Genomic DNA, 22,406 nt, shown 5'->3' on the forward strand with positions numbered 1-22,406 from the left:
CGCTGCCTTGTATCCGTCGACCGGTGTATCCCCCTCGGACACACCGATCTGTGCCCCTGCCAGGACTCGAACCTGGGACCTCCGCATCCGTAATGCGGCGCTCTGTCCACCTGAGCTACAAGGGCGAGGTGGAGACGAGTGCACGCCTCCACCGGCGCTCGTCCTGGCTGCCTCTTGCGGCGACGGGGACAAGCTTGGGAAAAAGTCTTCGGTTATCAAAGTTCGCGCTGAAATGGGCAGCGTCAAGCACCGGCGGAGGGAGTCGAACCCCCTGGATACGGTTTTGGAGGCCGTTCCGCTTCCCCAGTTCGCCGATAGAAGAATTGCTTTCGGGCATACCAAAAAGAGAAACCGCCCGGATCGGTTTCCCGATGGGCGGCTCCCTGGCATCACGCACGCTATGGCGTCATGATGGGGAGCCCTCGCGGGCCAGAACTCGTTGGCCAGACTGGCATGAACGTCGCCAGGAGCGGCGTGACGGACATACGGCGATGGACGCGGCGGCTGATTGCCGAAGCTGCGTCTTCCGCTCGTGCATGTGCATCATGGCTGCTCCTGTGCGTGGTTGAGTGCGTTAACTATGACTCAACACTTGCTGCGATGCAACGCCTTTGTGGTGCATCGATCAGAGTGTGGACGGCTAGTCCTTCGGCGGTCCTTCGAACGACACCTCGAAGAGATGCTGCTCCGGCCGCTCTGCCGTGAGCCACAGGGGGAAGTGTGTCTCGTAGTTCGCGTGGGGGTCGACTCCCTTGAGCCAGAACAGTGGAAGCTTCCGCTCCATCGCGTTCCGGAGAGCGACGTTGTCGGAATGGAGTGGGTCCTCGCCTCGATACTTGTAGCGAAGAATTCGACCACTTTCGTCCAGCTCGTCCTCGTAGGGACGTTCTTCGGTTGGTCGTCGGTAGACCGTTTTGATTGACAGGGCGCTACCGAGTTTTGCTGGCTTGTGAATGCCGGACTGGGGGTTGAGGATTGGGATGCGCGTGCCATCGAAGATGAAGTTGGCCATTTGTGCGAACGGGATCGGGCCACCGTTCTGGGCCGTCAAGTCTTCGAGCCACTTGAAGACCGCATTGCGGACTGACCGTTCAAACTCGATAGGCACTTCGCGGCTCTTGGTCCGCCGTGCCTGCGGCAACCTCGTGGTCGTTGTGGGTGCCTCACGTTTCAGCGCGGCAGGGCGGAAAAACACTGGCGGGACGAGTCGGACTGCGCTGCGGAGGGTGTCGACGACGTCGGGGGCGAAGTACTCGTAGAGCACGTCGGCTGCAGTGAAGATGCCACGTGGTTCGTCGAGGACATTCACTACTTCGTCCCTGAGACTGCCCTGTGCTCCATTATCTCGCAACCACTTCGCCGAGTGGGGAGTATCGGCGATGAGCGACCCGCCTTCTGTTGTCGGAGTCCATAGCGTCCGCTCGAGCTCCCAGAAGGGCTGCGAGGCAGGCACCTTGCGCAAGCTGAACCGATCAATCAAGCGGTCAAGGGGGCCTTCTGCGGCTTCGAAGCTTGTCTCAGAGGAACGCTCATCGAGGTACCTGCCGAAGAGCCAGAGCAACAACAAGGGCTTGTGGAGCGCGTGCTGACCCCCGACCCGCTGGGTCTGAAGGTTACGAAGCTGCTCGTGCAGGCCGTTCTCGTCCACAACCACCCCTCCGTGTGACGCAGACGACTGAGTGTAGTGGCGCGAAGGTTGCGTACGCGCAACTAGTAGCGCGAAGCGTGTCGCTTTCGGGAGCACAGTCGCTGGGCTGTCACTGCGCGTGGCGCGGGGGCGTGCTGGCCGCACGCCGGTACCTTTGGTTTCATGACTGAGGCGGAGAAATGGACCCCTGAGAAGGTGCTCCGAGACGGCCTGGATCAGGTCGACCTAGGCTCGCCAAGCGGGACGAAGTTTTCGCGCCTCGAGTACTACCTGGGAAGTGTCGCGGACATCCGAGTGACTCGTGTTGCGGCAATTCAAATCAGCAGGGCCGTGGAGATGTCTGGCCAGCTGAGGCGATCGACGAGGGTTGACAACGCCGAGGTTGTGGCGGTGGTCGTTCCTCTGGCTGACACGGACCGGGCAGTCGCCGAGCTTCGCGACTACCTGCGGTCAAGCGAGACACCCGCGGCTCTTCTGCTTGGAAAAGACGAATCTGGGTGGAACGTCAAGTGGGTTGGCGTGCAGGAGGGTGCCGAGATTACCTCCGCCGGGGTGCTGGCCACGTTCTTCGGAATGCAGCTAGAAACCGTTGTAGTGAAAGCTCCGAAGATCCGCACTCGTGCGCATAGGCTAGCCATCGATGATCGCATCAATCGGATGCTTCGGCTGTCTGTGCGGTCCAGCAAGTCGGTTATGTTGGTGGGGCCACCTGGTACTGGGAAGACGCAATTGGTCGGCGAGCTCATTGATGATATTGGCAAGAGCCCCAAGGCCTTCGGGATGGGGCTCATTCACGATCCGCTCATCGTGACACCGGATGAGTCATGGACTACCCGAGATCTGGTCGGCGGCGACACGGTCGACGATCAGGGGCGCCTGCGGTTCAGCCCTGGTCATGTGCTGGAAGCCATCGCGCAGGACCAGTGGCTGGTTCTCGACGAAGCAAACCGCGCTGATCTAGACAGGATCTTCGGCGGATTGCTCACCTGGCTCTCTGGCAAGGAGGTCATGGTTGGTCGGGTCAGTGCGGATCCGCGGTCGAGCCCAATCATCCTCACTTGGGGCTCAGGCCCCAGGAGCGTTGTAGTCGGTGAAGAGCGTCTCCGATCGGAAAGTCCGTCGAACGAACCAATCTACTATGTGGCGGGGACTGACTGGCGGCTCATCGGTACCTACAATGCGGTCGATGCCCAGCGCGTGTTCCGGTTTGGTCAAGCCCTCGGTCGACGGTTCGGCCACGTTCCGGTGTCGGCGCCTTCGGCCGACCAATTCACGACAGCGCTGACAAACAGGCTTAGTGATTGCAAGGTGCCGGAGCCGCAAGGAAGTCAACTGCGCGCCATCCTGGAGCGGATTTATGCCGCCCAAGGTGACTTTTTGGATCCGATGGGGCCAGCGGCTCTTCTCGACGTTTCTGAGTACGTGGCTGCAGGGTTAGGAGATCCTGACTCAGACCTCGCGCAGTTGGTCGCTGAGGGCTACTTGGCCAGTATGGGGTCCTGGCTGTCCGGTTACGACGGGAGCAGACTTGGCAAGTTGGGCGCCGTGCTGGGCGATGGGGATGTGCTGGGCGAGCAGTGGGTGTGGGTACTGGACCAGCTGAAGGCTCTTCGATGACGAAGAAGCTGTCCTTCCCTGAGGACGGTCTTGTTGAGCTTTTCCGCAGCTGGTCTGGCAAGGGCGAGCTGTATGCAGGTCTGGCTGCGGTGCTGAGTGAGGATGACTTCGAGTGGACAAAGGACGATGTCGAGCGTCGGGCTCATGTCATTCTCTTCGAGCAGTGTCGACCACTCATTGAGCAATTGCCTGAGAACCTTCAGGACTGGTTGAAGGTCCTGCCGGTGGCTACCCAAGCGGAGACGGTGCGCAGTCGATCTCCGCGCGGCGCCATCAACTGGGCCGACACTCGCCGGCGAGGGTGGCCACCGACCGAGTTTTCGGGACGAGTTCGCCATCGCAGGGTGGACGATGAGCTGTTGAGCAGCTTGCGGTGGACTATCGAGCGTCTCCTCGAGGTTCACCTTCATGCCAAGGAGATGCGGCCGACGATCGGTAAGAAGGTGCAAGGCCAGCTGGCGACGCTGGACGATCTGGCAGTGAGGCCAGAACTGCAAGGTGTGGAGGCCGAGCCACCGGACTTGCTGATGGTTGAAGGGATCCGGCGTGCTGGGCCACTTTGGCGAGTGGTCGGGGATCTGGCTGACCTGCTCAGCCGGGAGGAATCCAGTGACCTGGCTCGGCTCGCCGCTGAGCTGCTGACGCCTGACGATGAACTCAGGTGGCGGCTTTTCCATCTTTGTGTGCTGGGAACGATGCTTGGTGTCCTGCGGGACCTCCAGTGCAGGCCGATCAGCCGCCGCCCGCTGGCTGGACGTTCACACGGGCCTGCGTTCCGGGTGGAAGTTCCCGGTAACGACGCTTGGGACTTGTGGTTCGAAGCCGCGGAAATCTGGAGCACAACAGGGAATACCGAACCGTATGAAGAAGCAACCAGGGGGCTGGCTCAACGAGGTCATGTTCGGGGAGCTGACCTGTTCTTGGTAGACCACGCGAAGAGGCGTGGGGTGGTCATCGAGTGCAAGTACACCGCCAGGGGCGACTACTTGCGTAGTGGGTACGACCAAGCTTTGGCGTATCTGGTTGAGGCCAGGACGTTGCTCATCGACGAAGGCGAGGCGTTCGTCGTGGCTCCGATCGAGGCGGCGCCGAGAGTGGGAGTGGGGCGTACGTTGGCAGGTCCGCTCATCTACTGCGCGCCTGAACACCTCAAGGGCGAGTTGACACGGGTGTTCAAGGGTTGGCTGGCCAGTTAGGCCCCAAAGACGCTGGTCAGAGCCTCCCGAATCAACCCCGCCAGATCTCCCTGCCCGTCCGTCTCGGCCCACCGGATCAGCGCCACATGCGCCGCCCCCAGGCAAGCCATGGCCGTGGCCCGCACCCGAAACTCCTCGCCAGGATCCGGCGAAGGCCCGCAAAGGGCAGTCACGATCGCATCGGCCGTCGCGTACTGGCTGTCCAGATGCCGCGCCCGCAGCGCCGGCACCGAGATCATCAGCCGCAGCCGCGCCAGCAGGAACGCCTTCTCCGACGAGGACCCGTGAGCGGCCGTCTCCGAAAGTGCGCGACCGATCCGAGTGGAAAGCCGAAGAGAAGCAGGCTCCCCAAGCACGGCAGAAGCGGTCACGGGGTCGTACTCGTCGTAGAGGACCAGGTCTTCCTTCGTCGGGAAGTGCCGGTAGACCGTCATCGCCGAGACGCCGGCGGCCGCGGCGACGTCGGCGACGGTGGTCGCGTCATAGCCGACGTCGGTGAAGAGGCGGACGGCGTGCGTTTGCACCAGAAGCCGGGTTTCGACGCGCTGGCGGTCTCGGAGACTCACGTGGTAGATACTATCAAAGTGGTAGTGACTGACAGTTTGAAAACGGCATTGGTGACGGGAGCCTCACGGGGGATCGGGGCGGCGATCGCGCGGAGGCTCGAGAGAGACGGCGTCAAAGTCCGAAGGCATGACAGCGGCCAGGCCGACTTGTCGACCATGGAGGGCGTCGACAAAGCCCTCGAAGGCATCGACAGTCTCGACATCCTGGTCAACAACGCGGCGACCACACCCCAAGGGCCGATCGAGACAGACACGCCAGAAAGCTTCGACCATCTGATGGCGGTGAACGTGAGAGCGCCGTACTTCCTCATCCAACGGGCACCGATCAACGACGGTGGCCGCATCATCAACGTCTCGTCGGTCGCCACCCGGATGGCCAACCCGGCGCAGACGTCCTTCGCGATGACCAAGGGAGCGCTCGAGACGATGAGCCGCACCCTCGCCCACCAGCTCGGACCCCGTGGGATCACGGTCAACGTCGTCGCGCCCGGGGCCACCAGGACGGCGGACAACGCGCAGATCTTCACGCCGGAGCTCACAACGGCGATCGCGAGCCTCACCGCGCACCGAAGGCTCGGGCGCGCCGAGGACGTGGCCGACGTCGTCGCGTTCCTCGCCTCCGACGACGCCCGGTGGGTGACCGGGCAGGTCCTCGACGCGAGCGGCGGGTTGTTCCTTGGGCCGCCGGCCCAAGGGGTTCAATAGGGCGGTGACGTGGTTCAGCGAGGACGAACTCCGCAGGCAGGCCGGTGACGTCTCCTTCGCGCGCGGGGCCAAGTACCTGGAGTCGGTGGAGACGCTGGACGACGTCGCGGGCGGGGTCACGGCGGTGGTCAGCGGCACCGACCGGTACACCGTCCGGCTGCGCGACGTCGGCGGCGAGCTGGTGGGCGAGTGTTCCTGCCCGCACGCGGCGGACGGCTTCTTCTGCAAGCACTGTGTGGCCGTCGGGCTGCTGGTCCTCGAGGGGGCGGCGGACGGCGGCGCGGCGGACATCCGCGGGTACGTCGAGACGCTGGACCGCGCGGAGCTGATCGAGTTGCTCGTCGGGCACGCGAACGAAGACCCCGCGCTGTTCCGCAAACTGTCGCTCAGGGCGGGCCGTGAAGACCTCGACGCGTTGCGGCGTCATGTCGAGGGGACGTTGCGGTTGCGCGGTTTCGTCGGCTTCCAGGGCACAGTCGCGTACACCGGGAAGGTCCGCGAGGTGCTCGCCACCGCCAGGGAAGTGATGGACGGACCGCTGCTGTGCCGCATCATCGAACTCGTCACCGAGGCGCTCGACTTCGTCGAGGACTCGTTCGGCGCGCTCGGTGAAGAGGTCAGGGGCGCGCTCGCGCTATACGCGGAGGCTTGCGCCGACTCGCCGCCGGAGCCCAAGGAGCTCGCGGAGTGGTTGCTACGACTGGATCTTGACGGTTCCGGCCGCGTGGACGTGAGCATCGCCGACTTCACCGCCGGGCTCGGTTTCGAGGGGCTCGCGGTGTTCCGCGCCGGCGTCGAGGAGCGGTGGCGGCTCGACGACGGCGAGGACCCGTACCGCACCCGCAAACTCCAGCGGCTGCGCGAGGGCTTCGCGGCGATGCGCAACTGGCAGGTTTAGGCCGTGTCCTGCGCGTCAGTCCGCGGTCTTCGCGCCCAGGCGGCCTCTGACGGCACGAGCGACTCGGCCGAGTACAACCCGGTACGAGGCCGAGCCGCTCGCACCGTCAGAGGCCGCCTGGATCACGAAGCCCATCGACCCGACGCGCAGGACACGGCCTAGAACCGCTGCCGGTTGCGGTACAGCTCCTCCAGATCGCGCTGTCCCGCCTGGTCGCCGGTGTCGGCGGCCGCGCGGAACCAGTGTTCGGCTTCTTGGAAGTTCCCGTGGTCGGCGGCGAGCCTGCCGAGGTTGGTGTACGCGGGGACGCTGCCGAGTTCGGCGGCCCTCCGGTACCACGCGGTGGCCTCGCCGGGGTCGTTCCGGTCGTTGGCGAGGACGCCGAGGTTCGTCATCGCCGCGGCGTCGCCCCGTTTGGCGGCCTTGAGATACCAGTGTTCGGCGGCTTCGACCTCGCCGCGCCGGTGCAGCACCAGGCCGAGACGGACCGCGGCTTCGTGGGCGCCGGCGACCGCGGCCGCGTGGTAACAGCTTTCGGCGCGCGCGAGGTCGTCCCGCCGCTCGGCTTTGAGGCCGAGTTTGCACAGGGCGGAGGCGTCGCCTTCTTCGCCCGCCTTGCGCCACCACGGTTCCGCTTCACGCGTCCGCCCGGTGTCGCACAGCACGGCGCCGAGCGTGATCATCCCTTCGACGTTGCCCGCCTCCGCGGCCCGGCCAGCCCAGCCCTCGGCCTCGTCGAGCTCGCCGCGCCGGTGCAGCAACCGCCCGAGTTCCGCCATCGCTTCGACGCGGCCCTCGTCGGCGGCTCGCCGCCACCAGTCCTCCGCGGCGCCGAGATCTCCTCGCTGCGCACAGAGATTTCCCAGCTGCGACATGGCATGCGAATCACCGGCTGTCGCGGCTTCGCGGTACCAGCGTTCGGCCTGTTCGGGCGCGCCGCGGTCGCGCAGGAGGTGCGCCAGGTTGCCCATCGAGACCCGGTCCCCGCCCGCCGCGGCCTTGCGGAACCACGCCTCGGCCTCGTCGAGGTCGCCGCGTTCCAGCGCGGTGGATCCCATACGTGCCATGGCGATCACGTGTCCGCGTTCCGCGGCCTTCCGGTTCAGGTAGTCGTCCACCCGGGTGTTCCATTTGCGTTTTTCGGCGCCCACAAGCCCGCTCCTTCCGGCAGCGTCCCAGGGGTAGTCGCAGATCAGGGCCCCGATGTGACAACAACTACCTGCTGTCATCGCCGTGTCGCTCCCGGTTTCCGCACGCGACGCGGCGATACTGGGGCGCTCCCATCCCCCGTCGAGAGGAATCGCGCGGTGGCCACGCGTACGCGGCAGATGACCACGGCCCAGCGACTGCTTCTACTGATCACCCTCGCCGCCGTCGTGCTCGCGGTGTTCTGGTTCGTGAGCGGCAAGGGCGACGCGCTGCAACCGAAGCCCGCGAACACCGCCAGCGCCGCGGACGCGCGCAAGCAGCTGGACGAACTCACCGTCGCGCCGCGCGGTTCGATGGACGGCTACGACCGCAAGAAGTACCCGCACTGGGACAACCAGGGGAACAACTGCAACACGCGCGAGTTCGTGCTCAAGCGGGACGGCAAGGACGTCACGGCCGGGTCCGACTGCGCCCCGACGTCGGGCAGCTGGACCAGCATCTACGACGGTGACACCTGGACCAGCCCGACCGACGTCGACATCGACCACATGGTCCCGCTCGCCCAGAGCTGGGTCAGCGGCGCGAAGTCCTGGACCGACGAGAAGCGCCGCCAGTTCGCGAACGACCTGACCCGCCCGCAGCTGTTCGCCGTCACCGACAACGTCAACCAGGAGAAGAGCGACAAGGCGCCGGACCAGTGGAAGCCGCCGCTCGTCTCGTTCTGGTGCACCTACGCCACGGACTGGATCACCGTGAAGCATTACTACGGCCTCACGATCACCACGCAGGAGAAGAGCGCTCTCGGCGACATGCTCGGTCGTTGCTGATCTCCCCGGCTTCGGCTTAGCTGGGGCCATGGCGACCTTCGTACTGATCCACGGCGGTGGCGGCAGCGCCTGGGACTTCCACCTCCTCGAGGCGGAACTGACCGGCCGCGGGCACGACGTCGTGGCGGTGAACCTGCCGATCGAAGACGAGAAGGCGGGCTTCGCCGAGCACGTCGACACCGTCACCAAGGCGATCGGCGATCGCGGCGACCTGGTCGTGCTCGGGCATTCCTACGGCGGTTTCACCGCGCCGTTGGTCGCCGCGAAGCACTCGGCGCGGCTGCTCGTGATGCTGACCGCGATGATCCCGAAGCCGGGCGAATCACCGGGGGACTGGTGGGGCAACACGGGATTCGCGGACAACCAGGACCTCAGCGACGAGGAAAAGTTCTACAACGGCGTCCCGGCGGACGTCGTCGCGGAGGCGGGCTCGCACGGCCGCAACCAGGTCAGCGCCGAATGGGGAGAGCCGTGGCCGCTGGAAAAGTGGCCGGACGTCCCGACGAAGGTGCTCATCGCGCGCGAAGACCGCTTCTTCACGCCTGAGTTCCAGCGCCGGGTCGTCCAGGAACGGTTCGGCTTCGCGCCCGACGAGATCGACGGCTCGCACTCCGTTCCGTTGAGCCACCCCAAGGTCCTGGCGGACAGGCTCGAGTCCTACCTCACCAGCGATCCAGGCGCATGACGTCTTCGAGCGGCTGACGCGCGGCGGGCTTGAAGGTGTCGCCGGTGTAGAACGCCGTCGGGATGAGCGCGGCCTGGTGCACGTTCTCCGGCAGGCCGAGGATCTCCGCGGCCTCCTTCTCGTACGCGAGGTGCAGCGTCGTCCACGCCGTGCCGAGCGTGACAGCCCGCGCCGCGAGCATGTAGCTCCACACGGCGGGCAGCAGGTTCGCCCACAGGCCCGCCTGGTTGCCCGCCGGAAGCTCGGCGCTTCCCGTCTCCAGGCACGGGATGACGAGCACCGGCACCTCGCCCATCTTGTCGGCCAGGTACTCGACACTGGAGCCGACGCGCTGCTGCACCTTCGAGCGCACCGGGTCGTCCGCGAACAGTTTTCCCGCCGCCCGCGGGGAATCCAAGTACTCGCGGCACGCCCGCTGGTAGAGCTTGCCGAGTTCGGCGCGCTGCCCGGGATCGGTGATCACGAGCCAGTGCCAGTGCTGCGTGTTCGACCCGCTCGGCGCCTGCAGCGCGGCTTGCAGGGCGTGTTTCACCAGTTCGAGGGGGACCGGACGGGTCAGGTCCAGTCGTTTGCGGACGGTTCGGGTGGTCGTCAGCAGCTCTTCGGGCGTCATCGGAAGATTATGTCGTTATGATCCGCTGGTGGGGAGGCCGCCGCGCGAACGAGGGATGGGGACGTTGCTCCGCCACGTCCTCGAATTGACCGAGGCGGACGTCTCCGCGTTCTTCGAAGACATCGGGCTGGGGGACTACCGGCCACGGTTCACCCCGATGGTCCGCGCGATCGTCGCGCGCGGGCCGATGCCCATCCGCGACCTCGCCGTCGAAGTCGGTGTCACGCATTCCGCCGCCAGCCAGACAGTCGCGCAGATGGCGCGTCAGGATCTCGTCTCGCTGAAGCCGGGCACGGACGCCCGTCAGCGAATCGTCTCCCTGACCGAAAAGACCCGGCGCCTGATGCCGACGCTCGAGGCCGAATGGGCGGCGACCACCGCCGCGGCCGAACAGCTGGAAGCCGAACTGCCGTACCCGCTCAGGGAGGTCTTGGTCGCCGCCGTCGAGGCCTTGGAACGGAAATCGCTCCGCGAACGCATCGCCGAAACGGACGCCGCGCTCAGGCTCGGGCGTCGGCCCGGTGAAGGCTGAACACAGCCCAGACGAACTTGCCGCCGGCACACGGCTCGTGCCCCCAGTCTTCGGACAACGCGTGCACCAGCTGCAGGCCGCGGCTGCGCGCCGCCATCGGCGACGGCTCCTTCAGCTTCGGCCGGTCCGAGCCGGAGTCGAAGACCCGCAGGGTGAGCCTGCCTTCGGCGTACTCGACCTCAAGCCTGTCCGGCTTCTCGCCGTGTTCGAAAGCGTTGGTGACCAGTTCGGAGGTCGCGAGCAGGACGTCATCGACAGCCGGGCCTTCGAGACCGAGGCTCGCCAGAGTCGTCCGCACCGCCTGCCGCGCCACGGCCGGGGCCGTCACGTCGACCGGCAGGGGCAGGGAGACCACCGGCAACGTGCCCTCCGATCGTGTCTTGGACATCGTCATGGTTCCGCACCTCCCCTCACGAGAGACTCCCAGATCCTCTGTTCGCCTCCCAGATACCCACAAGGGTGGACGTCGAATCAGACTCCGTCCGTGAGTTCTGTCTCGGTCAGTCCTTCACGCAGTTTCTTGAGCGTGGAGGCCAGCAAACGGGACACCTGCATCTGGGAAACCCCGACACGGCGCGCGATATCCGACTGGCTCATCCCGGACCCGAACCGCAGCGCGACGATCTTACGCTCGCGATCGGGCAGCCGTTCCAGCATCGGCCGCAGCGCCTCGCGGAGCTCCGCCTGGCTCAGGTTGGCGTCCGCCTCGCCGAAGCGGGTGTGCGCCGAGTTCTCCAGGAGGTTGTCCAGCGAAGCCCCGTACCGGCCCTGGCCGGCGCGGAGACCCTCGTAGACCTCGTCGATGGGGACGCCGAGATGGGCGGCGATCTCACTGGGCTTCGGTGCGCGGGAGAGCCGGACGGTCAGCTCCTCGCGCACGGCCGAGATGTTCGCGTTCAGCTCCTTGAGCCGTCGCGGGACCCGCACCGACCAGCTGTTGTCGCGGAAGTGGTGCCGCAACTCGCCGGAGATGGTCGGGACCGCGAAGGCCAGGAAGTCACTGCCCTGGGTGGGGTCGAAACGGTCGACGGCGTGGATCAGCCCGATCGTCGCGATCTGGACCAGATCCTCCATCGACTCGTCGCGGTTGCGGAACTTGCGCGCCAGGTTGCGCGCCAGTTCCAGATGCGCGCGCACCAGTTCGTCCCGCAGCCGTTCACGCCCGGGTGCGTTCTGGGGCAGCGCGCACATGCGCTCGAACAGGGCCGGGACGTCCGCGCCGTCTTGCTCGACGGGTTCGGTCACGGCCGGGCCGCCTCGCTCTCCCGGATGAGCTCCACCCTGGACAGGTAGCCGCCGTCGGCCGGGGTCACACTCCGTCGCGCGGACGTCGCCAGCGCGGTGAGCAGCTGCCAGGACAGACCGGTCTCGTCGTCGGGTTCCGGGGAGTCCGAAAGCACCGAGACGGTCACCTCGATCCGTCCGTCCTTCCACGAGAAAACGCAGGTCAGATGGCCGTCGGAGGCCGAGGGAAGCAGCATGGAGCAGGCCTCGTCCACCGCCATCCGGAGGTCCTCGACCGCGTCCAGGTCGAAGTCCTGGCGCATCGCGATGTCCGCGACGATCGTCCGGAGAGTCGGTACCACGTGCGGTACCGCGGCCGTGCGTACCTCGATGAGTTGAGCGCCCTCCCCGCTGGGCGGGGTGTTGTCCACCACGTGTGTTCCTCTCTCCAGCTGCGCTGCCGACCGTCAGTTGCCCTTGGTGTGAGCAAACCAAACCCACGTTTGACTCGCGCAGGCGGCGGGCATGTAACCGGCGACAAACGATCTCCTGGAAAGGCGGGGACCGACATGGCTGACGTGAGCCGGCTGCCGAACGTGGTGGCGGAAGAGTGGGATTGGCAGCTCCGTGGGTCGTGCCGAGGCGCGGACAGCAGCTTGTTCTTCCACACGGACAACGAGCGCGGTTCGGCCCGTGAGCGGCGCGAATCCCGCGCCAAGGCGATCTGCCAGGCCTGCCCCGTGCTGGCGCAATGCCGCAAGCACGCGCTGGCCGTCCAGGAGCCGTACGGGATCTGGGGTGGCCTCGGCGAGATCGAGCGGCGCGAGCTGTTCCTCCGCGAACGCCGCGCCGGGCGCAAGGCTTTGACCGCGCATTGAGCGCGCCCCGGACACCGGTCGGCGACGCGCGTGACGGCGATCGTGGCGCCCCGTCCGGACTGGGTTAGGGTTGGGACTGTCGTTGCGGGGACAGCCACGCCTACCCGCCGAAAAAGAGCGTGCGTCCGTGTCCGGACTGGGCGCGGCCGTCGCTTGAGACCACAGGCGCGTTCCGGCGCTGAGCGTCGGTTCTCACCTGATGAGGAGAATGTGCATGCCCGCAGCGGACCAGAACACCACGCCGCCCGGTTTCAGCATCACGCTGGACGCCGACGCTTCTGTACCGCGCGTGGTGGTCACCGGTGAGCTCGACCTGCTGACGAGCCCACAGCTCCAGGAGACCCTCGGGGCGCTGATCACGGACAAACCGTCGGGGCGGGTCGTCGCCGACCTGACCGGCGTGACCTTCTTCGACTCCTCGGCGCTGAACGTGGTGCTCCAGGCACAGCGCCAGGCCGCCGAGAAGGCCGTCGAGCTCGAAGTGGTGCCCAGCCCGCAGGTGAGCCGAGTGATCGAGCTCACCGGCGTCGCCGAACACCTCAGCGTGTCGGAAGAGCCCCCCGCCTGATCCCCCGCTACGGTCGTGGGCTCGTGATCCGCGACACCTGGGGGAAGCAGCACGATGATGGGGCGGACGCATGCCCTGACAGGCTGGTGCGCGGGCCTCGCGCTCGCACCCGTCGTCGGGGCGGGCACGGTGCACCAAGCCGTCGTCTTCGCCGCGACCACGGCGGGCTTCGCCCTCTTGCCCGACCTCGATCACCCCGGCGCTCGCGCGTCGAGGCTGCTCGGCTGGTTCACCGGCGCGATCTCCTGGTTGCTTCGCCGTGTTTCCGCGGCCCTCTACGCGCTGACCAAGGGACCTCGGGACGAGAAGGTCACCGGTAAGCACAGGCACCTCTCGCACACCGTGCTGTTCGCCGTCGGCCTCGGCTTCCTGACCAACTGGGGCACCACCGAAGGCGGACCGTGGGCGGTGTTCGGCGTCGTCGTCCTGGGTCTGCTGCTGGCGGAAGGCGCGCTCGGCGACTGGCTGCTGCCGGTCAGCGGCGCCGCCGTCGGATGGTGGGTGTGGACCGCCCCGCCGGACAAGACGGCGCAACTCGCGGAGATCTCCGGCTGGCTCGGCATCGCCGTCGCGGCCGGGTGTTTCGTGCACTGCCTCGGGGACGCGCTGACCGAGTCCGGCTGCCCGTTCCTGTTCCCGATCCCGATCGCGGGTGAGACCTGGTACGAGATCCGGCCGCCGAAGCCGCTGCGGTTCCGCACCGGCAAGAACGTGGAGAACCGGCTGATCTTCCCGGTGTTCGCGGTCGCCGCGGTGGTGCTGATCCCGGGTGTCTGGGAGTACCTCTTCACCACGGTCCAGGGCCTGCTCACGCCGGACGGGACGCAGACAGCGGTGCAGTGAGGAATGCCCCCGCCGCCGGCGGCGTTGAATCGGAACGCCGGACCCGGTTAGAGGGGGAACAGTGGACAAGCCCGTGCTGCGCGCCGACGCGCGACGTAACCGAGCGAAGGTGCTCGCGGCGGCCGAAGAGGCCTTCGCCATCGACGGCCTCGCCGTCCCCCTCGACGAGATCGCCCGCCTCGCCGGTGTCGGCGCGGGTACGGTCTACCGGCATTTCCCCAGCAAGAAAGCACTCTTCCAGGCCGTCGTCCTGGATCGGCTGGAGCAGTTCGCGCGGGAAGCACGCGAACTGCTGACAGCCGAAGACCCCGGCGAGGCGTTCTTCGACTTCTTCAAACGCGTCGTCAGGCAGGCATCCCTCAACCGGGCATTGTGTGACGCGCTCGCCGAGACGACGGGGCTGGGTTTCAAGGCGAGCGCGGGCACCGACTTCCGGGCGGCGCTGCAGGCCCTGCTGACGCGGGCGCAGGTCGCGGGCGCGGTCCGCGAGGACATCGACGGCGAAGACCTGCGCGCCCTGATCGCCGGTTGCCTCGCCGCGGAACGATATTCGCGGCCGGATCGCCATCTGGTGCGGATTCTCGTCGACGGATTGCGGACATTCGACTCAACTTGCACGCTGCGTAACAAAACGTAAGATCAACGCGAGTAGTCCTCGTACCTGCGCTTCGCATGGCGAGGGGGTGCCGGATGTTCGGTCGAGGTCCCACCACCGGTTCCGTCACGGTCGCGGCCCTCGCGGGCGTCGCCACCGGACTGCTCGTCGCCGCCCTCCTGGTGGCAGGCCGCGAGCCACAGTCCCGGGTCCGCGAAGTCAGTACGACCCCTTCACCGACGTCGACCTCCCGTTCGGTCGGGCCGGTCACGGTGACCTTGCCCGCGATCATCCCGGAACCGCTCACCGTCACGCGCACCAGCACACCCGCGCCGCGGACGGTGACCAGGACAGTGACGCCGTCGACCACCTCGACGGTGCTCCCGCCCACGTCGACCACGGGATATCGAAGCGACTGATGCAACCCGGAGGGCCTCTCGCGACGTCTGCCCGGTATGCGGCGGCTACCCGTTTCCCTGCTCCTGCTCGCGACCGTGACCGCGTGCCAACCGGCTGACAAGGCCTGCCCGGCCATCGCCTTGTCGGAGGGGGTCTCGCTCGGCATCGCTCCGGAAGTGGCCGCCGGGCTCGAGCGCGTGTCGCTGGAGTTGTGCTGGGCCGGTGAGTGCGTGACCCAAGCCGCGTCCGGTGGCGAGCACGTCTTCATCCCGGTCCAGGGTCTGCCGACCACGCCGATCAAGACCACGGTGACCCTCGACGACGGGAAACCCCACTTCCTCGTCGTGACACCGGCGATCGCCTATCCGGCGGGCGAGGAGTGCGGAGGCGGTGTGCCGGTCGCGAAACTGGTCGTCACGTCCGGCGGCGAAGTACGGCAAGAACCGTGAAGGCCGCTCTCCCCGAAGAGCGGCCTCCACGGTTTCCCCTGGTGGCTAGCCGACGTCGCGACGTCGCCAGCCCATGAGCCCGGCCACGAGCGCGACCACGGCGACCCCGGTCAACCAGAGCAGCGGTGTCGCGGTGAACTCCGCGGCGGGCAGTTTCGGTACGTGTGAGAACGGCGAAGCGTCCAGCAAGATCTGCGGCAGGTTCAGCACCGGGCCGAACAGACTGAGCAGCAACGCCAGCCCGGCGATCGCCCACGCCGCCGTCGAGAACTTCGGCGCCAGGCCGAACAGCGTCACGGAGAGGCCGACGATCACCCACACCGCCGGGAGCTGGGCCAGCGACGCGACCACCATGTCCCCGACGGAGTCGCCGACGGAGCCCGCCCGCATCCCGTTCGACAGTCCCAAAAGGACACCGCTGACGACCATCATCAGCGCCGTTCCGGCGAACGCGAACACGAGGTGGCTCCCCAGCAGCCGCAGCCTGCCCACGCCCGTCGCGAGCAACGGCTCGACGCGGATCGCGGTCTCCTCGGCGCGGATCCGCAACGCGGCCTGCACCCCGTAGAGCGCGATGACCATGGCGAACAGGCCGGTCATCGCCGCCATGAAGGCGTCGATCAGCCCGTCCGTGCCACCGAGGCGCTGGAAAATCTCCTTCGCCTGCTCGCTCTGCCCGACGACGTCGCCGATCCCGCTCGCGACCGAGCCGAACACCGCGGCGCAGACCGCCGTGCCGATCAGCCAGCCGATCAACGGTCCCCGGTGCAACCGCCACGCCAGCGCGAACGGGCTGCGCAGCGACGCCACCGCTTCGGCGGGCCCCGGCCGAGGCGGAATGATGCCGGTGCCGACGTCACGCCGGGGGAGCAACGCGTAGCCGATGGCGCCGACGACCACGGTCGCGGCCAACGGCAGCAGGAAGACCCACCAGCGTTCGTCGGCGAACGGCCGGATCTGTTGCGCCCAGCCGATCGGGGACAGCCACGAGACCCAGGTCGCGTCCGAGGTCGAGTCGCCGACCGCGCGCAGCAGGAACGCGACACCGACGGCGGTGGCGCCGATCCCGTTGGCCGTCCTCGAATACTCGGCCACCTGGACGGCGACGGCCGCGATCGCCGTGAAGACCAGCCCGGTCGCCGCGGTGGCGCCGCCGAGCGCGAGCGCCCCTTCGGCGGGCAGGTCCGCGCCGATCATCAGCCCGACCTCGACGAGTCCGATGAGGACACTCGCCCCCGCGGACACCAGCACGCCCGCGCTCAGCAGCGCGTACCGGCCGACCACCGCGGAAGCCAGCAGCTCCGCGCGGCCGGAGTCCTCCTCGGCGCGGGTGTGCCGGGTGACGGTGAACACCGCCATCAGCCCGATGATCAGGGCGAGGAACCCGCCGAGCCGCCAAGCGGTGAACCCGCCCGCGGTCGAGAGGTCGAAGGCCGGGCCGTAGATCAGCGAAAGCGACGGGTTCGCGCCCATGCTCGCGGTGAGCCCGGCCCGTTCGGCGGCCGTCGGATACAGCGTTTCGAACGTCCCCGAGGACGTCGAGGGCATGATGCCCAGCAGGACGATCCAGATCGGCAGGACGATCCTGTCCCGCCTCAGCGCCAGCCTGGTCAGATGCCAGGTGCCGACCAACCCGTGTGCCGGACCGGTGACGGCGGGGCGGTCGAGCGTCGCGGTCATTTCGCGCTCGCTTCGGCGGTGTAGTGACGGAGGAACAGCTCTTCCAGCGTCGGAGGCTGGCTGGTCAGGCTGCGGACGCCGACCTCGGTGAGCTGGCGCAGCGCCTCGTCGAGAGACCGGGTCTCGACGTCGAAGCGGACCCGGTTGCCCTCGACCTTGAGGTCGTGGATGTTCTCGAGCCTGGTCAGCCCGTTCGGCGGGCCGGCGAGTTCGGCCGAGATCGACGTCCTGGTGAGGTGCCGGAGTTCGGCCAGTGTGCCGGTCTCCACGGTGTGCCCGTTGCGGATGATGCTGACCTTGTCGCAGAGCGCCTCGACCTCGGCGAGGATGTGGCTCGACAGCAGCACCGTGCGGCCCTGCTCGCGCTCCTCCTGGATCGCGTACTGGAAGGTGGCCTCCATCAGCGGGTCGAGGCCGGAGGTCGGCTCGTCCATGATCAGCAGGTCCACGTGCGAGGACAGCGCGGCCACGATCGCGACCTTCTGCCGGTTGCCCTTGGAGTAGGTGCGCCCCTTCTTCTTGGGGTCGAGGTCGAACCGTTCGATGAGATCCTTGCGGCGGCGCTGGTCGAGCCCGCCCCGCAGCCGCCCCAGCAAGTCGATCACCTCGCCGCCGGAGAGGTTGGGCCAGAGGTTCACGTCGCCGGGGACGTAGGCGAGGCGCCGGTGCAGGCTCGCCGCGTCCTTCCAGGGGTCGCCGCCGAGGAGGCGGACGTCGCCCGAGTCCGCGTGGAGCAGGCCGAGCAGGACCCGGACGGTGGTCGACTTCCCCGCGCCGTTCGGACCGAGGAAGCCGTGCACCTCCCCGGCGGGTACCTGCAGGTCGAGGCCGTCCAAAGCCTTGGTCCGGCCGAACGCTTTGTGGAGGCCGGAGATGGAGATGGCGTTTTCCATGAAGCTGAAGGTACAGTGATTTCACGAAGTTGTGAAGTTAAGAAAACATATGGATGGTGTGATCACTCTGGGGGACGTGAGAGAGGATGGGGTCATGACGACGACGCCTGAGAGTGCTTCGAGCACCCAGAGAGACGAGGACGCCGTCCGCCGTTACGTGGAGCACCTGGGCCTCACGCTCTCCCAGATCGGGATGCAGCGGATGCCCGCCAGGGTGTTCGCCGCGTTGATGACCACCGACGCCGGCCGCCTGACCGCCGCCGAGTTGGCCGACCAGCTTTCGGTGAGCCCCGCGGCGATCTCGGGGGCCGTGCGCTGGCTGGAGCAGATCGGCCTGGTCGCCAAGGAACGCGAACCGGGCTCGCGCCGTGATCACTACCGGCTCTTCGACGACCTCTGGTACGCCACCTTCATGAAACGCGACCGCATGATCGCCCTGTGGCGCGACGCCGCCGACGAGGGTGTCTCGGCGCTGGGGCCGGGCACTCCGGCGGGCGAGCGGGTCGCCGAGATGCGGGACTTCCTGAGCTTCATGATCGAGGAACTCAACGACATGTACGCGAAGTGGCACAAGATGCGGGCCGAAAAGGGCAAGTAGGTCAGAGGGCCCGCGTCAGCGTCGCCGCGAGCCGTTCCGCCCACTCGTCGAGCTCCGCCCCGGGCGGCTCGCGGTCCTCGAAGGACGCCAGGAACGCGTACTGGAAACAAGCCCCGAGCAGCAGGGACGCCGACGCGTCGAGGTCCGCGTCCTCGCGAATCCGGCCGAGCCGGACCTCTTCGCCCAGGTAGCCGGTGACCCGCGCGAGCGGGATGTCCGGCCCGCCGCGTCTGCTCGTGACCCGTTCGCGATGGGTCGCGAGCAACTCCCGCGAGGAGAACAGCGAAACCGCGATCGGGAAACTCTCCAGGTAGAACGACAGCGTGATCCTCGCCAGCCGGGTGAGGTTCGCCGCGAGCGGCCTGTCCGCCGCGGTCTCCATCAACCCGTCCAGGGTCGTCCCGAGCGCGGGGAGCTGTTCCGTCAGCACGCTCATGAAGATCTCGGTCTTGTCCTTGAAGTGCTTGTAGAGCAGCGCCTCGGAGTAGCCCGCCGCCCGCGCGATCGCCTTCGTCGTGGCATGGGCGTAGCCCTGCTCGCGCATCACCTTCGCCGCCGCGGCGACGATCTCCTCGCGGCTTCCCATGTTCGCTCCTGAGGGCTTCTCAGCGTTCGCTCGACAAGTGGTCAGTGAACACTCACCATAGTGGGTGAGTGTTCACTAACCCAGGAAGGCGTGATCATGAAGCTCACCGTTTTCGGTGCCACGGGCGGGGTCGGTTCCGAAGTCGTCAAGCAGGCCCTCGCGGCGGGGCATCACGTCACGGCCGTCGTCCGTGACCCGTCCAGGCTGAAGGTCGAGGGCGAACTGCTGGAGGTCGTCGTCGCCGGATTGTCCGAGCACGGCGCGTTGACCGAGGCGGTTTCGGGTCGCGACGTGGTGATCTCCGCGCTCGGCGCCCGCGACCGCGCTCCGACGACCGTCGTCACCGACGGCGCGAACGCCGCCGTCACCGCGATGCGCTCCGCGGGGAACCGGCGGCTGCTGCTGGTGAGCGCGAGCGGAGCGTTCGTCGACGGCGACGCCTTCTTCACCAGGAACTTCGTCAAGCCGCTCCTGGGCAAGCTCCTGAAACACGCGTTCGCCGACATGGTCGCCGCGGAGCGGGTCGTGCGGGCGAGCGACCTCGACTGGACGATCGTGCGCCCGCCGCGGCTGCTGAACGGGCCGCACACCGGCGCGATCGCCGTCCGCACCGACGGCAACGTCCGCGGGAGCTACAGCATCGACCGCGCCGACGTCGCCGACTACCTGCTTCGCGCGGCCGCGGACGACTCGCTCATCCGTCAGACGGCCTCGATCGCCCGCGTTTAGTCCTCTCGATGCGGTTGTCGTGTGCGCAACGATCGCAACCAGAGGACTGAACGCGGAAGTAGAGTCGCCCGGTGATCAGCCGTGCGGTGATGCTCGCCCCGATCCTTCTCGCGCAAGCCGTCCGGGTGCGCCGTACGACGCCGAGGCTGCCGGGCGCGACCGGACCTGTCCGCGGTCTCGTGGCCGGCCGCGGCCGCCCGGTGCGGCTCGCGGTGCTCGGCGAGTCCACGGTGGACGGTGTCGGCGCGGCGACGCACGCCGAAGCGCTGACCGGACGGCTCGCGGACGAGCTCGCGCGGGACGGCCGCGCGGTCGCTTGGCAGGCCGTCGGCAAGACCGGCGCCAACGCCAAGGTGGTGCGCGAGGAGCTGCTGCCGCTGCTCGAACCCGCCGACCTCGTGGTGATCGCGCTGGGCGTCAACGACACGATCGAACTGCATTCGGCCGCGCGCTACCGGCGTGACCTGCTCGATCTGATCGTCTCCCTGCGACGCCGCGCCGGACGGGTCCCGGTGGTACTGGCGGGTGTGCCGCCGATGGGCCGGTTCCCCGCGTTGCCGCGTCCGCTGCGGGACGTCCTCGGCGCGCGGTCGGCCGCCCTCGACGCCGCGGCGGCCCGGCTGGCGTTGCTGCCCGGTGTCGTCCACGTCCCGATGCCCGCCGCGATGCTGGATCCCGCGACCTTCGCCGAGGACCGTTTCCACCCCGGACCCGAGGGCTACCGGCGCTGGGCCGAACAACTCGCGGACGTGAGCCGCCAACTACTCAGCGACACCATTGGTCCGGAAAAGCGCTGATCAGGTCACTCGCCTGCCACAAATCAAGAAATTTCTGTGAAAAAGCTGGCTCTGCGTGTATCTGGTGGCAGCCTCGTTGCGTCCTATGGAGCAGTCGAGGAAATGAGGGACACCCGATGACTACCGAGACCAACACCGCACCCGTCGAGGACGAGGCCAAGGCCACCGAGGACCTCGAAGAGACCCCGAAGCCGGGCCCCATTACGGCGCCCGTCCCGCCGCGTCCCGGCACGAGCCCGGACGGCAACTGGGACCCGCACGGCACCAAACCGCCGGTGAACTGAACGAACACGGACAGGTGATGTCCGGAGGCCGAGGGGGCCTCCGGGCATCACCTCCGGGTGCTCCCTCGGGGGAGGGGGACACCTGGACGCGGGCCCGTTGGGGAGCGGGCCCGGGGGGAGGGAAAAAAGGACCGGCCGGTGCGCAGTCCACACCTACTCGCGCCGGCCGGTGCCTTTGCCCTCGGTTCAGCCGAACGAGGGGGAATAACGGACCGCCGACGAAAAAGTTAGTGACTTGATGTATCCCAGAGCCTCTTGCACGCTCCTTCTCCCCGAAGGGCCCGCGATACTGCCAGCGCCGACACGAAGACACGTCCGAAGTGGGGCAGATACGGTGACCGACGTGCAAACGACCGAGGTAGACCCGCCATGGGAAGGACTGACCGGTGCCGACCTGCATGCCGCCTGCATGCGCGCGGCGCGGGCCGGTGACCGCCAGGCGATGGACAGACTTGTGCACGAGCTGACCCCGCTCGTGTGGCATGTCGCGCGTGCGAACGGGCTCGATCGCCTGACCGCCGAGGACGTAGTCCAGACGGTATGGCTCGCCCTGTTCAGTCAGCTCGAAAAACTTCGTGATCCCAAAGCGCTCGCCGCCTGGTTGATCACCACCACCAGACGCGAAGCACAGCATCCCTTCGGCCGCCGCGCTCAGCCCGTCCCGCTGACCGACGAGCTGGCCGAAAGCATGGAGAGCACCCACCCGGCTCCCGAGGAGGAAGCCGTCCGCGCCGACCGGGATCGCCGGGTCTGGCGCGCCTTCCTCCGCCTGCCGCACCGCTGTCAGCAGCTCCTTCGGCTGACCGTGCTCGCCGGGCGTGCCGAGTACCAGCTGGTCGCCGAAGCACTCCGCATGCCGCGCGGCAGTGTCGGCCCGACCAGGGGCCGTTGCCTCGAATCGATGCGCGATCTACTGGCCCACGAAGGGGGAAGCCGATGAACGACCTCGGGACGCCGGGGGAGATGACCTCCCCGGGCGATGAGGCCTTGCTCGCCGATATCGGGCGCTTCATGGACGAATTGGACCCGCCACCGGGAGATCTGGTGCAGCGGGTTCAGTTCGCGCTCGCGCTCGAAAACCTCGACGTCGAGGTCGCCCGCTGGGAACGGATGGACGCCACGGCAGGCGTTCGCGGCAGCGGCAGCGACACCGGCACGATCACCTTCACCGTCAGCGATCTGACGGTGATGATCAACCTCACCAAGATCGGCAAGAAACACCGGATCGACGGCTGGCTCGTGCCCGCCGGCGAGTACGGAGTGGAGGTTCGCGTCGCCGAGCACGGGACGAGTTCCACCACCGCCGACGAAGGAGGCAGGTTCGTGCTGGACAACGTTCCCCAGGGAACCACTCAGATCGTGATCCACCTCGGCGACGTGACGTGCCGTCGGACGGTCGTGACCCCCACAGTGGTGCTCTAACCGGACGGCTGTTCCGTTATGCGGC

Annotated in this window: 29 protein-coding genes and 1 tRNA gene; 19 read left to right on the top strand and 11 right to left on the bottom strand. The window is 67.5% G+C overall.

Annotation, left to right across the window (positions count from 1 at the left end):
• Nucleotides 1–51: 51 nt before the first annotated feature.
• Together HDA45_RS22570 and HDA45_RS22575 are read right to left on the bottom strand one after the other, a co-directional pair.
• Nucleotides 52–125 (bottom strand) — tRNA-Arg (locus HDA45_RS22570).
• Between the two features lie 515 nt (nt 126–640).
• Complete coding sequence (locus tag HDA45_RS22575; RefSeq protein WP_184898420.1) at nt 641–1,648, bottom strand: phosphorothioated DNA-binding restriction endonuclease family protein; 1,008 nt, start codon at nt 1,646–1,648, stop codon at nt 641–643.
• Nucleotides 1,649–1,810: 162 nt separating this feature from the next.
• Here HDA45_RS22575 and HDA45_RS22580 point away from each other — a divergent pair, with 162 nt between their 5' ends.
• On the top strand, nt 1,811–3,265 hold the full coding sequence (locus HDA45_RS22580; RefSeq protein ID WP_184898422.1) for an AAA family ATPase: 1,455 nt from the start codon (nt 1,811–1,813) through the stop codon (nt 3,263–3,265).
• Entirely contained in the window at nt 3,262–4,461 is a 1,200-nt protein-coding gene (locus HDA45_RS22585; RefSeq protein WP_184898424.1) for a hypothetical protein, read from the top strand. The genes HDA45_RS22580 and HDA45_RS22585 overlap by 4 nt, the downstream gene beginning before the upstream one ends.
• Here HDA45_RS22585 and HDA45_RS22590 read toward each other — a convergent pair.
• On the bottom strand, nt 4,458–5,027 hold the full coding sequence (locus HDA45_RS22590; RefSeq protein WP_184898426.1) for a TetR family transcriptional regulator: 570 nt from the start codon (nt 5,025–5,027) through the stop codon (nt 4,458–4,460). The two genes, HDA45_RS22585 and HDA45_RS22590, sit on opposite strands and share 4 nt — an antisense overlap.
• 24 nt (nt 5,028–5,051) lie before the next feature.
• Between HDA45_RS22590 and HDA45_RS22595 the strand changes: the two genes are divergently transcribed.
• Together HDA45_RS22595 and HDA45_RS22600 are read left to right on the top strand one after the other, a co-directional pair.
• Nucleotides 5,052–5,732: an SDR family oxidoreductase gene (locus HDA45_RS22595; RefSeq protein WP_184898428.1), complete on the top strand. Its 681-nt coding sequence runs from the start codon at nt 5,052–5,054 to the stop codon at nt 5,730–5,732.
• 4 nt (nt 5,733–5,736) lie between these two features.
• Nucleotides 5,737–6,630 carry an SWIM zinc finger family protein gene (locus tag HDA45_RS22600; RefSeq protein ID WP_184898430.1) on the top strand — a complete coding sequence of 298 codons (894 nt, stop codon included), beginning with the start codon at nt 5,737–5,739 and terminating at the stop codon, nt 6,628–6,630.
• A 158-nt stretch (nt 6,631–6,788) separates the two neighbouring features.
• Here the strand turns inward: HDA45_RS22600 and HDA45_RS22605 are convergent, their stop codons facing one another.
• Entirely contained in the window at nt 6,789–7,781 is a 993-nt protein-coding gene (locus HDA45_RS22605; RefSeq protein ID WP_184898433.1) for a tetratricopeptide repeat protein, read from the bottom strand.
• 156 nt (nt 7,782–7,937) lie between these two features.
• On the opposite strand from HDA45_RS22605, the gene HDA45_RS22610 reads away from it, so the two are divergent.
• A complete protein-coding gene (locus HDA45_RS22610; RefSeq protein ID WP_184898435.1) occupies nt 7,938–8,606 on the top strand; it encodes a GmrSD restriction endonuclease domain-containing protein in 669 nt (222 codons plus the stop codon).
• A 28-nt stretch (nt 8,607–8,634) separates the two neighbouring features.
• Nucleotides 8,635–9,291 carry an alpha/beta fold hydrolase gene (locus HDA45_RS22615; RefSeq protein ID WP_184898437.1) on the top strand — a complete coding sequence of 219 codons (657 nt, stop codon included), beginning with the start codon at nt 8,635–8,637 and terminating at the stop codon, nt 9,289–9,291.
• Here HDA45_RS22615 and HDA45_RS22620 read toward each other — a convergent pair.
• Nucleotides 9,269–9,904, bottom strand: coding sequence for a nitroreductase family protein (locus HDA45_RS22620; protein ID WP_184898439.1), 636 nt, complete (start codon nt 9,902–9,904; stop codon nt 9,269–9,271). The genes HDA45_RS22615 and HDA45_RS22620 overlap by 23 nt on opposite strands.
• A gap of 55 nt (nt 9,905–9,959) precedes the next feature.
• Between HDA45_RS22620 and HDA45_RS22625 the strand changes: the two genes are divergently transcribed.
• Nucleotides 9,960–10,436, top strand: a complete 477-nt coding sequence (locus HDA45_RS22625) for a MarR family transcriptional regulator (RefSeq protein WP_184905925.1) — start codon at nt 9,960–9,962, stop codon at nt 10,434–10,436.
• Here HDA45_RS22625 and HDA45_RS22630 read toward each other — a convergent pair.
• The 3 genes from HDA45_RS22630 to HDA45_RS22640 all read right to left on the bottom strand — a co-directional run bounded on the left by HDA45_RS22630 (nt 10,405) and on the right by HDA45_RS22640 (nt 12,094).
• A complete protein-coding gene (locus HDA45_RS22630; protein WP_184898442.1) occupies nt 10,405–10,830 on the bottom strand; it encodes an ATP-binding protein in 426 nt (141 codons plus the stop codon). The two genes, HDA45_RS22625 and HDA45_RS22630, sit on opposite strands and share 32 nt — an antisense overlap.
• Nucleotides 10,831–10,907: 77 nt before the next feature.
• Complete coding sequence (locus HDA45_RS22635; RefSeq protein WP_184898444.1) at nt 10,908–11,681, bottom strand: SigB/SigF/SigG family RNA polymerase sigma factor; 774 nt, start codon at nt 11,679–11,681, stop codon at nt 10,908–10,910.
• Complete coding sequence (locus HDA45_RS22640; RefSeq protein WP_184898446.1) at nt 11,678–12,094, bottom strand: anti-sigma factor; 417 nt, start codon at nt 12,092–12,094, stop codon at nt 11,678–11,680. Before HDA45_RS22640 ends, HDA45_RS22635 begins: the two co-directional genes overlap by 4 nt.
• Nucleotides 12,095–12,229: 135 nt before the next feature.
• On the opposite strand from HDA45_RS22640, the gene HDA45_RS22645 reads away from it, so the two are divergent.
• The 6 genes from HDA45_RS22645 (at nt 12,230) to HDA45_RS22670 (ending at nt 15,392) form a co-directional block, all read left to right on the top strand.
• Nucleotides 12,230–12,538, top strand: a complete 309-nt coding sequence (locus tag HDA45_RS22645) for a WhiB family transcriptional regulator (RefSeq protein ID WP_101611864.1) — start codon at nt 12,230–12,232, stop codon at nt 12,536–12,538.
• Between the two features lie 214 nt (nt 12,539–12,752).
• Nucleotides 12,753–13,106 (top strand): STAS domain-containing protein, encoded by a 354-nt coding sequence (locus HDA45_RS22650; RefSeq protein ID WP_101611865.1) that lies wholly within the window; start codon nt 12,753–12,755, stop codon nt 13,104–13,106.
• Nucleotides 13,107–13,163: 57 nt separating this feature from the next.
• The gene (locus tag HDA45_RS22655) at nt 13,164–13,949 is read left to right on the top strand and encodes a metal-dependent hydrolase (RefSeq protein WP_184898448.1); all 786 of its coding nucleotides are present in this window, start codon (nt 13,164–13,166) and stop codon (nt 13,947–13,949) included.
• Nucleotides 13,950–14,010: 61 nt separating this feature from the next.
• Nucleotides 14,011–14,586: an SbtR family transcriptional regulator gene (locus HDA45_RS22660; protein WP_184898450.1), complete on the top strand. Its 576-nt coding sequence runs from the start codon at nt 14,011–14,013 to the stop codon at nt 14,584–14,586.
• A gap of 53 nt (nt 14,587–14,639) precedes the next feature.
• The gene (locus HDA45_RS22665) at nt 14,640–14,963 is read left to right on the top strand and encodes a hypothetical protein (protein WP_184898452.1); all 324 of its coding nucleotides are present in this window, start codon (nt 14,640–14,642) and stop codon (nt 14,961–14,963) included.
• A gap of 36 nt (nt 14,964–14,999) precedes the next feature.
• Nucleotides 15,000–15,392 carry a hypothetical protein gene (locus tag HDA45_RS22670; protein WP_184898454.1) on the top strand — a complete coding sequence of 131 codons (393 nt, stop codon included), beginning with the start codon at nt 15,000–15,002 and terminating at the stop codon, nt 15,390–15,392.
• A 45-nt stretch (nt 15,393–15,437) separates the two neighbouring features.
• Here the strand turns inward: HDA45_RS22670 and HDA45_RS22675 are convergent, their stop codons facing one another.
• Complete coding sequence (locus HDA45_RS22675) at nt 15,438–17,072, bottom strand: ABC transporter permease (protein ID WP_184898456.1); 1,635 nt, start codon at nt 17,070–17,072, stop codon at nt 15,438–15,440.
• Nucleotides 17,069–17,965, bottom strand: coding sequence for an ABC transporter ATP-binding protein (locus tag HDA45_RS22680; protein ID WP_184898458.1), 897 nt, complete (start codon nt 17,963–17,965; stop codon nt 17,069–17,071). Before HDA45_RS22680 ends, HDA45_RS22675 begins: the two co-directional genes overlap by 4 nt.
• 94 nt (nt 17,966–18,059) lie before the next feature.
• Here HDA45_RS22680 and HDA45_RS22685 point away from each other — a divergent pair, with 94 nt between their 5' ends.
• Nucleotides 18,060–18,563 carry a GbsR/MarR family transcriptional regulator gene (locus HDA45_RS22685; RefSeq protein WP_184898460.1) on the top strand — a complete coding sequence of 168 codons (504 nt, stop codon included), beginning with the start codon at nt 18,060–18,062 and terminating at the stop codon, nt 18,561–18,563.
• Nucleotide 18,564: 1 nt separating this feature from the next.
• On the opposite strand, the gene HDA45_RS22690 is transcribed toward HDA45_RS22685, so the two are convergent.
• Complete coding sequence (locus HDA45_RS22690) at nt 18,565–19,149, bottom strand: TetR/AcrR family transcriptional regulator (RefSeq protein ID WP_184898462.1); 585 nt, start codon at nt 19,147–19,149, stop codon at nt 18,565–18,567.
• 96 nt (nt 19,150–19,245) lie between these two features.
• On the opposite strand from HDA45_RS22690, the gene HDA45_RS22695 reads away from it, so the two are divergent.
• The 5 genes from HDA45_RS22695 to HDA45_RS22715 all read left to right on the top strand — a co-directional run bounded on the left by HDA45_RS22695 (nt 19,246) and on the right by HDA45_RS22715 (nt 22,381).
• Nucleotides 19,246–19,878 (top strand): NAD(P)-dependent oxidoreductase, encoded by a 633-nt coding sequence (locus tag HDA45_RS22695; RefSeq protein WP_184898464.1) that lies wholly within the window; start codon nt 19,246–19,248, stop codon nt 19,876–19,878.
• Between the two features lie 71 nt (nt 19,879–19,949).
• A complete protein-coding gene (locus HDA45_RS22700; protein ID WP_184898466.1) occupies nt 19,950–20,675 on the top strand; it encodes a GDSL-type esterase/lipase family protein in 726 nt (241 codons plus the stop codon).
• Between the two features lie 116 nt (nt 20,676–20,791).
• Nucleotides 20,792–20,959, top strand: a complete 168-nt coding sequence (locus tag HDA45_RS22705; protein WP_184898468.1) for a hypothetical protein — start codon at nt 20,792–20,794, stop codon at nt 20,957–20,959.
• 334 nt (nt 20,960–21,293) lie between these two features.
• Nucleotides 21,294–21,899, top strand: a complete 606-nt coding sequence (locus HDA45_RS22710) for an RNA polymerase sigma factor (RefSeq protein WP_007030724.1) — start codon at nt 21,294–21,296, stop codon at nt 21,897–21,899.
• A complete protein-coding gene (locus tag HDA45_RS22715) occupies nt 21,896–22,381 on the top strand; it encodes a carboxypeptidase regulatory-like domain-containing protein (RefSeq protein ID WP_184898469.1) in 486 nt (161 codons plus the stop codon). The genes HDA45_RS22710 and HDA45_RS22715 overlap by 4 nt, the downstream gene beginning before the upstream one ends.
• The last annotated feature ends 25 nt before the right edge of the window (nt 22,382–22,406 follow it).

The sequence above is a fragment of the Amycolatopsis umgeniensis genome, from assembly GCF_014205155.1.
In the GTDB taxonomy this organism is placed as follows: Bacteria; Actinomycetota; Actinomycetes; order Mycobacteriales; family Pseudonocardiaceae; genus Amycolatopsis; species Amycolatopsis umgeniensis.